We start from the raw sequence: 11,096 nt of genomic DNA, 5'->3' as shown, positions 1-11,096 counted from the left end.
GTCCGAGCAATATGATTTTAAAGAACGGGAAGTGCATAGGCAAGTTCAGCCCGAAAGTGATAGACATAGGCGTACTGGTGAATTGTAACTACTGCCCTTCAATCTATCGTAAGAAATGCGGCACTTCCGGCGCGGACCCCAATGATTGTATTGATTATGTAAGTTTTAATTATGGGGATGTTTGTTCGGACTCATGTATTTATACTCCGGTGGGAAACGTAACATATGGCAAACAAAATCCCAACCCGACAGTAATTTCTTATGAGTTTTATGATGGCGGAGCCTATGAACCCAGATATTTTTGGAAAGGCGGTACTCGTATTGGCGGGCAAATTGTACGCGCCGGAGGCGGGAAATCCACTCCCGATTGTTCCGGCAGTGATTATCAGGCAATTTGCGACGCCAAGTGTACGCCCGGCGCTTCTTCCTGCTCGTATAAGTGTTTAATTTCCAAAACACACGGCGGATGCGGCCTGTATTATTATAACGGCGGGTGTGGCTTGGGAGCCACGAATACGCCCGGCACCGGCCAAATGCTCACCTGCGTTGCCCAGTAATCTCCTGCTCCATAAAAACCCGGGTTCCAAGCGGAGCCCGGGTTCGTTGTTTAACGGGCGCAAGCCGGGCACGGTTTATTTTTGCCCCATAAAAATCCCCGGACTCACGCCCGGGGGTCTGTAAGGTATCCATAAAACTCCCCGCCGGAGCGGGGAGTTTAAAAACATTATTTAGCGGGTTTTTTAATCGGAGCCACTTTAATGCGCGTTTTGAATTTGCAGCGGTGTTCCCCGTTTATTGTGTGCCGGGGATCGCGCAGGTTTTGGCCGCAGTCCGGGCAGCTGGTAGTGCAGCGGCATCCGTATCCTTGGGCGGTGCAAACCTGTCCGTCTTTTAAAATAGCTTCGCCGCAGTAAATGCAATACTCGGTTTTGGCTTTTTTCAGTTTAGCCGTTTTTTGGTCGTTTTTGGCCGGGGCTTTGCCCGCCGTCTGTTCGTAATAGTATTCCAGCGTATGAACGGCGTAGCCGTCGTGAGCGTCGCGATCCGCCTGCAAAAGTTCTTCGGCGCGGTAGAGCGCATCCACGTCTACTTCGCAGAAGAAAGGCGCTTGCGGTTCGCCGCCTTCGGCGGCAGAGGCTTCGGAAGCGTGTACGCAGAAAAATTCGGTTTCCGGTTCGCCGCCGTTGGGGCTGGTGGAAGCGGGGGTGGCTATTTCAACAAAGTACCAGCCGGTTTCCGGCTCGCCGCCGTTACCGCCGCTGCACTCGTGTTGTACGCCATGGTATTTTTCGTCAATCGTGTAGGCTTTATGGCATTTGGGGCAGACTGTTTGGGTGTCGCAGGGTGCGGTTTGACGGTTTTGTTCGGCAGAGGCGGAACATAAAGAGGTGTACCCTGCGGCCGGGCAGTGCTGGCCGGCGGAGGTGATTTCTTCGCCGCAGGCACAGCAGGTGCAGGCTTTTTTGTCGGCCGTTTTGGCTTTTGCATCGCACTCGTGTTTTACGCCATGGTATTTTTCGTCAATCGTGTAGGCTTTATGGCATTTGGGGCACAGGGAGGCCCGGTGGTCGCGCGCAGCTTTTACGGCCGCGCGTTCAATGGCGGCGGATACGGCGGCTTTATTGTCGGCCCGCTGTTCGTTGGCGTGCGGATCCCGGGACTGCGCAAAGGCCGGGGCGGCAATGGCCACGGCGAACAGAGCGGCTAAAAACAACTTTATATTTTTCATTTTCCCTCCCGAAAAATTTACAGATTTTCGGTTAATTTAATATTACTCTTATTTGTAGTCTAGAAGATTTCCATTTCCCTGCAAAGGGTCATTGGACCCAGGCGTTTATGAAAAAAGGACCCATAAAAATATAGGACCTTTCTGCGCGGGCGGAGAAATGCAAAAGCCCCCTCGGGGAGGGGGCTTTTGGGTTGGAAAGTTTGTTTATTTTTGGCACTGATGTTCTTCGCCGTGGTAGCGTTCGTCAATAGAATAGGCTTTGCCGCATTTGGGGCAGACGGCGCTGGTGTCGGAAGCGGGCTGGGTGCGCGGGGCTTCGCGGACCGGGGTGCACAGACCGACGCTGCCGATGGCCGAACAATGCTGGCCGGCGGAGATGATTTTTTCGCCGCAGCGCACGCAGACCGGCGCGGTTGCTTTTTTGTCGGTTTTTACGTCGCACTGATGTTCTATGCCGTGGTAGCGTTCGTCAATAGAATAGGCTTTGCCGCATTTGGGGCAGACGGCGCTGGTGTCGGAAGCGGGCTGGGTGCGCGGGGCTTCGCGGACCGGGGTGCACAGACCGACGCTGCCGATGGCCGAACAATGCTGGCCGGCGGAGATGATTTTTTCGCCGCAGCGCACGCAGACCGGCGTGTTTGCCTGGTTGTCTTCTTCCGCCGCACAATGGTGTTCCATACCGTGGTACAGTACGTCTATATCGTACGCTTCGCCGCATTTGGGGCAGGTGGAAGCTTTTTCGGCGGCCGCGGCGCGTTCGGCGGCGGCTTCGTTAAGCTGGCGTTCCTGTTCGGGGCTGTTGGCGCAAAGGGCCGTGTAATCTGCGGCCGAGCAGTGCTGGCCGGCGCGGAAGCTTTTTCCGCAGCGGTAGCAGGTATGGGCTTTGGCGTCGGACTTCGGCGCGGGCAGGCAGTGCACGTCCGGGTCGGCCGGGCAGCGGCGCGAGAGATTTTCATCCGTCAGCGGTTCACCGCACCAGCGGCATTTTTCGTAATTGGCGGCGTTGTGCGGGTCGCCCCCTTTAAAGTACGGGTTGGTACGGCGCGCCTGCTGGGCTTTTACGGCCGCGCGTTCAATGGCGGCGGATACGGCGGCTTTATTGTCGGCCCATTTTTCGTTGGCGTGCGGGTCCCGGGACTGCGCAAAGGCCGGGGCGGTGATGGCCACGGCGAGTAAAACGGCTAACATCCATTTGATGCGTTTCATGAGGGTCTCCTTAAACTGCTTGGTGAAACTTAATATTTACGGCTTTCTACTGTCAGTTTAAAAGATTTTTCAAAACGGATAAAGGGTCTTTAGACCTATATGCAGGATAAATAAAGACCTATAAAAATATAGGCCTTGAAAAGTTTTCCGCCGGGGCATAAAAAAGCCCCCGGCAAAGGGGGCTTTTTAAATTTATAGCGGAATTATTGTTACATCATGGCGGCCTGGAGTTCGGCGTTTAAAATTTCGCTTACTTTGCCAAGCAGAAGGCCTTTGCCCTGCACGTACATGACGGCGGTAATCATCGTCATATAGACGCCGGTTTCGCGGTCCACCGCCGCGGCGGGATAGACGGTTTGGTTTTTAAGCAAAAGGTCGGTCAGTTTGCCCAAGGCCGGTTCCAGCTCGGAGTAGACTTCGTCGGAGGACGTTTTAATTTTGTTTAAAATGGCCGGAATGTCGGTTTCCAGGGTCTTTTCAATGGCTTTGTCTGCCTCGGTCATGGATTTCAGGTCGCGGTGGGCGTCAAAAATCATCAGCCCCATCGTCAAGGCCTGCTGGGTGTTTTTTACAACTTGGGGGTCTACTTGGGTTTCTTCCACGGTGCTTGCCGCGGCGGAGACGGATTCCTCAATCAGGGCGCTGTTCGTAGAAGAATTGCCCGCAAACGCGGCGGTGGAAACGGCTAGTGCGGCTGCCAACACAAAAAGCTTTTTCAGGTTCATAAGTTCCTCCAGGGATATGTTACTTCTTCCCTAATATCATAATAAATGAGTTTGCAAAATACCAGGGGTATTTGGGCCCAGGCGCACCGGGACAAAAGACCCAGAAATTTTTGGGCCCCTGCGCGTGGCGCGGGCTAAAATATACTACAATGTAATATATGATTATACCTACTATTATTGAAAAGAACGTCGGTTACGACATTTTTTCCCGTCTGCTCAAAGACCGCATCATCTTTGTCGGCGGCCGCGAGGGCGAGGTGGACACCGCCAGCGCGAATATGATTATCGCCCAGCTGCTTTATTTGGACGCGGACGATTCCGACCGGGAAATCAACCTCTACATCAATTCCCCCGGCGGTTTGGTAACGGCGGGCCTCGCCATTTACGACACGATGCAGTTTATCAAAGCCCCCATCACCACCATCTGCATGGGCCAGGCCATGAGCTTCGGCGCGGTGCTTTTGGCGGCGGGATCCAAGGGCAAACGCTACGCCCTGCCGCATGCGCGCATTATGATTCACCAGCCCTTAATTTGGGGCGGCGGCATTTCCGGCCAGGTAACGGATATTGAAATTGAATCCAAAGAACTGCGCGACAATAAAGAACATCTCCTGGATATTTTGGCCAAGCATACCGGCCAGGACAAGGAGAAAATCCGCCGCGACAGCGAACGCAACTATTATATGTCGGCGCAGGAAGCCAAGGACTATGGGCTGATTGACGAAGTGTTACAGCTCAAAAAATAGATAACGGCTGTAATATCATCCAATTCCCGTATGCGGACCAAAGGTTTTCTCTTTGGTCCGCATTGTTTATAAGGGTTCCCTTTTTTCCAAATCCTGCCGCCGTGCAGATTGAGGCTTCCATTGTGATTAATCCGGCCTTCGCCCGTCTATAAAATCCGATTTACGCGGGAGCAGCGTTTTATTTGTTTGAGCGAAGCGAGTTGTAAAACGCGCCGCGTAAAACTGGATTTTATGGATACCGGCCGGCAGTCTTTTTGTTCCTTTTTCTGCTGTCAGAAAAAGGAAGTATAACCTTTTGCTTCTTTTAGAAATAAAAGAAGAAAGATATAAAAGGCTTGTATTGTTTTTTTTTTTTGATAAATTGGGAATATCAACTTATATAAATAGGGGGATATATCCCGTGCAGAAAAGTCTCGGATTCACGTTAATAGAGCTGTTGGTGGTCGTTTTAATCATCGGTATATTGTCGGCCGTTGCCCTGCCGCAATACACCAAAGCGGTGGAAAAATCCCGCGCGTCCCAGGCGTTTACGCTGGCTAAATCCCTGCATGAAGCGCAGGAGACCTATAAAATGGCCAACGGCTCCTATACCCGGAACTTTGACGATTTGGATATTGCTTTTACATCCACCGGTACGGCAGAAAACGTGTGCGGGCTGGCGGCGTCGGATTTTCGTTATACCAAAGATTTTACCGTTGTGCTGGGCACCGCCCCGCACACGGGGGAAGTGATTGTGGTGCGTAAAGGAGGGGAAAACCAGTGTTACGGCATCGGCTATATTAACGGGCAAATGTATTGCTCTGAAGTACAAAGCCCGCCCAACAAGCAGAACTTCTGCGTAAAAGCCCTGGGGGGAAGCTTGGCCTTCTCCACGAGTAATTGGAAACACTACAAATTGCCGTAAATCGTATTGTAACGCCCGGCGCGGTTGGCTGCCCGGGCGCTTTTAGCTTCCAAAATTAGCAGACAAGTAAAACAGTTGCTAATTTTAAAACAATTTGCTACAATTTAAACATCAAGAGGCGGGGGACCGACGTACCTATGCACGAAAAACGCCTCTTGCCAACGCTTTACCCACTTAGATAAGGGAGAACATATGGCAGAAGAAATTAAAAAACAAACGCTTTCGTTACCGACGGTAGTGCCGGCAGTCGCCATCCGAGACGTGGTGATGTTTCCGGGGATGTCACTTCCGCTTTCGGTGGACCGCGAAAAATCAATTGCGGCGGTGGAGCTCGCGCTGGACACCCCCGGCAAATACATTTTGGCGGTTTCGCAGAAGAATGCGGAGACCGAGGAGCCGAAAGAATCCGACATTTATCATTTCGGCGTCATCGCGCAGATTACCCAGAATTTAAAAATGCCCGACGGGTCTATGAAGATTTTCCTGCAGGGCCTGGCCCGCGCGCGGGTAACCAAGCTGGAAATGAACGATGTGGCCGGCTCGTGGTTTGCCACGGTGGAATACATTGAGGAAGAGGACGACGATTCCCCGGTGGTGCAGGCTTTAATGCGCAAAGTGCTTGACGAGTTTGACCACTATGCCCGCGTGTCGCACCGGATTGCGGTGGAAGGGGTTTCCTTCCTGCGCCAAATCAACGATGCGTCCAAACTGGCGGACACGGTGGCTTCCAATATGCTCGTCAAGGCCGACCAGCGCCAGGAAATCCTGGAAGCGGTGCATATCAAGGACCGCCTGGAGAAAATTTTAAAACTCATCACGAGCGAAGTGGAAATTTTGGGATTGGAAGAAAAAATCCACTCCAAAGTGCGCGCGCAGATTGAGAAAAACCAGAAAGAGTATTATTTGAACGAGCAGATGAAAGCCATCCAAAAGGAACTCAGCCAGAAGGACGATTTCCAGAAGGAGCTGGACGCGCTGCGCGTAAAAATTAAAAAGAACGGCTTGCCGCCGCACGCCAAAGAAGCGGCCGAAAAAGAATTGGACCGCCTGGCCAAAATGGCTCCGTTTTCGCCGGAGGCCACGGTGTCGCGCACGTATTTGGACTGGCTGGTTAATATGCCGTGGAACAAAACCACCGAAGACGTGCTGGACCTGAAAGAAGCCAAAAAGATTTTGGATGAAGACCACTTCGGCCTGGAAAAACCCAAAGAACGCATTTTGGAGTATCTGGCCGTGAGCAAACTGACCAATTCCCTGCGCGGCCCCGTGCTGTGCTTTGCGGGCGCGCCGGGCGTGGGCAAGACGTCTTTGGCTAAATCCATCGCGCGGGCCATCGGGCGCAAATTTGTGCGTATGTCCTTAGGCGGCGTGCGCGACGAGAGCGAAATCCGCGGCCACCGCCGGACGTATATCGGCTCTATGCCGGGGCGCATCATCCAGGGCATCAGCAAAGCCAAAAGCGCGAACCCCGTGTTTTTGCTGGACGAAATTGACAAAATGGGTTCGGACTGGCGCGGAGACCCCGCGGCCGCCCTGCTGGAACTGTTGGACCCGGAGCAGAACAAGGAATTTTCCGACCACTTTTTGGACGTGCCGTTTGACGTCTCCAAAGTGATGTTCATCACTACGGCCAACTCGCTTTCCAATATCCCGAGCACCCTGCGCGACCGTCTGGAAATTATTGATTTTGACGGTTACACGGAATACGAAAAGCACGACATCGTGGACAAATACCTGTTGCCCAAACAGATGAAAATGCACGGGATTGAAGAAGGCCGGCTGGAAGTAACGCGCGACGCCGTCGCCTTATTGATGCGCGACTATGTGCGCGAAGCCGGCGTGCGCAACCTGGACCGCGAAATCGGCTCCCTGTGCCGCAAAGCCTCCAAGATGATTGTGGAAGGCGCGAAAAAAGTGGTTGTTACGCGCGAAAACCTGCACGAATTTTTGGGCGTGCCGAAGTATTCCAACTTCGCCACCGAAGAAAACGGCGTGGGTATCGCCACGGGCCTGGCGTGGACGAGTGTGGGCGGGGAGACGCTGTCCATTGAAGCCACCAAACTGCCGGGCAAAGGCCAGCTGATTCTGACGGGTATGCTGGGCAACGTGATGAAAGAATCCGTGCGCGCCGCGCTGACGTACGCTAGAAGCCGCGGCTATGGACGGGACATTGATTTTGACAAGACGGACTTCCACGTCCACTTCCCGGAAGGCGCCGTGCCGAAAGACGGTCCGTCCGCCGGCAGCGTCATCACCACCGCGCTGACGAGTCTGCTTACGGGTCTGCCCGTTAAAAAACAGCTTGCCATGACGGGCGAAGTAACCATCACGGGCCGCGTATTGCCCGTGGGCGGGATTAAGGACAAGTTCCTCGCCGCCTACCGCGAAGGGGTCAAGACCATTCTCTATCCGCACACGAACGAGAAAGACGTGTCCGAAATCCCGGAGCGCGTACGCAAGGATTTGACGCTGATTCCGGTCAAGCATATGGACGAAGTGCTCCCGCTGGCTTTAGAAGGCTGGAAAGAATTTGAAGCCAAACTGCACAAACGTGCGGGGCATAAAAAATCCGCTTCCGGCAAAACGCGCAAAACCGCGCCGCGCGCCGCTAAAAAAGCGGTTGCCGCCAAGGTGACGCGTCCGGCCAAAAAAGCCGCCAAAACGGCGAAGAAGGCCGTTCCCGCCCGCAAGGGCGCGGCCAAAGCGAAAGCCAAAGGCAAAGGCGGAAAGCGCAAATAACGATTGAAAATACGAAAAGCCGGCTCTTTTTACGGGGGCCGGCTTTTTTGCGTTTACCGGGGGTGCGGCTTTTCGGGCCGTGTTGTTGCCGTTTTATGCAGGTCTTAAGCCCTGTTATTGCCGTTGTGGTTCCGGCCTTAGCCCGTCTATAAAATCCGTTTTACGCGGGAGAAGCGTTTTATTTGTTTGAGCGAAGCGAGTTGTAAAACGCGCCGCGTAAAACTGGATTTCAGGAGCACCGGCCGGCAGTCTTTTTGTTCCTTACGTCCCTGAATGTTTCTCTCCCAAGTATCTAAAAGTGCCGTATATTGCCAGGCCCTGGCCAGGCCAGGGAAGGGAGCCCAGGCTCTGGGCCCTGCCCCCGGCACTCTGCGAGCGGCTTTTCGGGCTCGCTGTTACGGTGCTTGGCAACATAGATTAAACAGTGTGGCTCCACTAGTCGGATGAAACCGTCAGGGAAAGGGAGGGGCGGCTCGCCCCCTTGATTTGTTTTTTTTTTTTTGATAAATTGGGAATATCAACTTAATATAAAGGGGGATATATCCCGTGCAAAAAAGTCCCGGATTCACGTTAATAGAGCTGTTGGTAGTCGTTTTAATCATTGGTATATTGTCGGCTGTCGCCCTGCCGCAGTATGAAAAAGCGGTGGAGAAATCCCGCTCCGCGCAGGCGCTCACCCTGCTTCGTTCGTTTTATAACGCACAGCAGGCGTATTATATGGCTAACGGCGTGTATGCTTCCAAAATTGACGATTTGGACCTCTCCATCTCCTGGACCGGCAGCAGCAAATGGTATGACGGCGCGACGGATACCAAATCCAATGAGGACTGGAGCCTTCAAATCAATCCCGCCTGGGGCGGCGTGTATTTGGGGCGCATCAAAGGCCCGTACCAAGGCGCGGGCTTTATTATGGTGTACGATGCCAACAACACCGCTATCGGCAATCCGGGGCAAATCCAGTGTTTGGAGCGCACAGCGGCCGGGCTGACGTTTGGCGCGGGGCAAGGGGCCTATTGCCAAAAAATTATGAACGGCACGCCGCTTTCTCCTTCCAACGGATACCGCTATTTGCTGAAATAACGGAAAAAGATTTGCGCCTGACGCCCCGCCGCGCGGGGCGTTTTTTATGAATACCTTAACAGAACACCCCGGGCTTCAGCCCGGGGAGTTTCATGATGGAACTTTTATTGCTTTTACGGCCATTAATTTCTACACTATAAATAATCCCATAAACCGTTCCCCGCCGCCCGGGGAATTTTATTTGTATCAGTTATGAAAAAAAACTTATCTCTCTTTTTAACGGCGTTTTTGTTTACGCTGATTGTCTGCGCGGTGCTGCTGCGCTTTACGCTGTTTGGCATGTCGTTTGAGTACGACGAGCTGTTCACCGCCATTACGACGGATCCCTCCCTTTCTTTCGGCTGGATTTGGAGCAACTGGCTGGTGGTGGACGTCCATCCGCCGCTTTATAACGCCCTGCTGTGGGTGTATAACCATTTTGTGCCGTACGGGCCGGAGCTGTGGCTGCGCCTGCCCAGCGTGGTATTTAGTTTGGGCGCGCTGGCGTGCGGATGGTTTTTGTTTCCCAGACGTTTCGGCAAAACGGCGCGGCTGTTGTTTGTGGCTTTGCTGGCGGGCAATATGTATACCATTTTGTATGCACAGCACGCGCGGGCTTATGCGCTGATGCTGTTGTTTTCCGTCCCGCTGACGTTTTGGTTTTTGGATATGTCGCGCTCCGTGTGGCGGGGGAAAACGATTTCCCGCGGCCGCTGGCTGGCGTTTGGGCTGGTGTCTTTAGGGCTTGCGTGGAGCCATTACTTCGGCACGATGCTCGTCGGCGTGTTTTATATTTTGCTGTTTTTGCAGGCGTGGCGTTATAAGCGCAATTTGACGCCCTTTTTGCTGGTGCCGGCGGTGGTGGGCGTGCTGTTTTTGCCGTGGTTTATCCCCAATTTGCAGGCGCAGTTTGAATTCCGGCGTTTTGAAGGCAACTGGTGGGCCAACGATATGGAAATGACGCGCGCCCCCGTCGCGCTGGCCCGGTTTTTCTTCTTTTCGCCCTGGGGCCGCTGGCTGATGGGCGCGCTGTTGGCCCTGGGCGCAGCGTGGCGTATTTGGCGTCGTTGGCGCACGGGCCGCTGGGGCGGATACGTGCGGGAACTGGCGCTGCTGGGGCTTTCGGCCTTGCTGGTGATTGGCGGCGCGGCGCTTTTATCGCTTAAAGCCTATATGTTTATCGGGCGTTATTTTACGGAACTCCTGCCCGCCGTGTATTTGTTCTGCGTGCTTTTGCTGCTGCCGCCGGTGCGCAAAAGCCTGTTGTTCCGCGCGGCGCTTATCCTGGTGGTGGCGGCGGAAGTATTTATGTACGCCATGAGCCACCGCGGGATGCTGATTCCGACGGAAATGCCCGCGCGCCTGACGAGCCAGTTCTACCGGGATTATTTTGCCGGACGGGAAATTATGGTGGTGGCGATGGAAGCGTTTCCGCCTGCGTCTATGCCGGCCATGTACGGGTTTTATCCCAATAAAGTGTACGGATTAAACGCCAAGGTAACCGAGTTGGTCTCTCTTCCCGAAGAAGAGCGCGAGCTCGCCCTGAAACGCCGGGACCAGGCATTTGTGTTTATGCCCAACTGTACCGAGAACAAACTGTATGAACTGTCCCGCCGCTGGGAACGCTTTGCCGGCGTATATATGCGCCTGGGCGGAACGTGTGTGCTGGGATTTTCGGAGAAAGGAGAAATCCCTCCCGAGCTGCAGGAGGCTTCGGCGCGGGGCTCCTCTGAAAATAAGTAGTGCAGGTAAAAATTTTAAAAACCTTCTTTCCCTGGCCAAAGAAGGTTTTTTTGCGGCGTATCGGGGCTTGCTTGTAAGATTGTTTGGCGGCATTGTTTAAGCGGTGTTGTTCTGTTCGTCGGATGATACCGTCCAAGATAAGGGAGCCCTGCCTCAGGGACCTGAGAACCTTGTTGTTGTGCCGTTTTAAGCAGGTCTTAGCCCTGTTTATAAAACGCCTCAAGGCGGAAGAATGTTTTTACTTG

Annotated in this window: 9 protein-coding genes; 6 read left to right on the top strand and 3 right to left on the bottom strand. The window is 53.6% G+C overall.

The window, feature by feature from the left end; translation table 11 throughout:
- Nucleotides 1-557 (top strand): hypothetical protein (locus ACQY36_RS07285; protein ID WP_428078604.1); only part of this gene is annotated, 557 nt, incomplete at its 5' end.
- 167 nt (nucleotides 558-724) lie between these two features.
- Here ACQY36_RS07285 and ACQY36_RS07280 read toward each other — a convergent pair.
- From ACQY36_RS07280 to ACQY36_RS07270, 3 genes are all read right to left on the bottom strand, one after another.
- The gene (locus tag ACQY36_RS07280) at nucleotides 725-1,729 is read right to left on the bottom strand and encodes a hypothetical protein (RefSeq protein WP_428078602.1); all 1,005 of its coding nucleotides are present in this window, start codon (nucleotides 1,727-1,729) and stop codon (nucleotides 725-727) included.
- Between the two features lie 204 nt (nucleotides 1,730-1,933).
- Nucleotides 1,934-2,935 carry a hypothetical protein gene (locus ACQY36_RS07275; RefSeq protein WP_428078600.1) on the bottom strand — a complete coding sequence of 334 codons (1,002 nt, stop codon included), beginning with the start codon at nucleotides 2,933-2,935 and terminating at the stop codon, nucleotides 1,934-1,936.
- Nucleotides 2,936-3,144: 209 nt separating this feature from the next.
- Entirely contained in the window at nucleotides 3,145-3,660 is a 516-nt protein-coding gene (locus ACQY36_RS07270; RefSeq protein ID WP_428078598.1) for a hypothetical protein, read from the bottom strand.
- 158 nt (nucleotides 3,661-3,818) lie between these two features.
- Here ACQY36_RS07270 and ACQY36_RS07265 point away from each other — a divergent pair, with 158 nt between their 5' ends.
- From ACQY36_RS07265 to ACQY36_RS07245, 5 genes are all read left to right on the top strand, one after another.
- Nucleotides 3,819-4,406 (top strand): ATP-dependent Clp protease proteolytic subunit, encoded by a 588-nt coding sequence (locus ACQY36_RS07265; protein WP_428057028.1) that lies wholly within the window; start codon nucleotides 3,819-3,821, stop codon nucleotides 4,404-4,406.
- Between the two features lie 400 nt (nucleotides 4,407-4,806).
- Nucleotides 4,807-5,310 carry a type IV pilin protein gene (locus ACQY36_RS07260; RefSeq protein WP_428078596.1) on the top strand — a complete coding sequence of 168 codons (504 nt, stop codon included), beginning with the start codon at nucleotides 4,807-4,809 and terminating at the stop codon, nucleotides 5,308-5,310.
- 192 nt (nucleotides 5,311-5,502) lie between these two features.
- Nucleotides 5,503-8,049 (top strand): endopeptidase La, encoded by a 2,547-nt coding sequence (gene lon, locus ACQY36_RS07255; protein WP_428078594.1) that lies wholly within the window; start codon nucleotides 5,503-5,505, stop codon nucleotides 8,047-8,049.
- A gap of 546 nt (nucleotides 8,050-8,595) precedes the next feature.
- Nucleotides 8,596-9,129 (top strand): type IV pilin protein, encoded by a 534-nt coding sequence (locus ACQY36_RS07250; RefSeq protein ID WP_428078592.1) that lies wholly within the window; start codon nucleotides 8,596-8,598, stop codon nucleotides 9,127-9,129.
- Nucleotides 9,130-9,321: 192 nt separating this feature from the next.
- Nucleotides 9,322-10,851 carry a glycosyltransferase family 39 protein gene (locus tag ACQY36_RS07245; RefSeq protein ID WP_428078590.1) on the top strand — a complete coding sequence of 510 codons (1,530 nt, stop codon included), beginning with the start codon at nucleotides 9,322-9,324 and terminating at the stop codon, nucleotides 10,849-10,851.
- Nucleotides 10,852-11,096 lie beyond the last annotated feature (245 nt).

This window comes from Candidatus Avelusimicrobium alvi (assembly GCF_958451995.1).
Taxonomy (GTDB): domain Bacteria; phylum Elusimicrobiota; class Elusimicrobia; order Elusimicrobiales; family Elusimicrobiaceae; genus Avelusimicrobium; species Avelusimicrobium alvi.
This window is presented reverse-complemented; position numbering and strand designations above follow the sequence as displayed.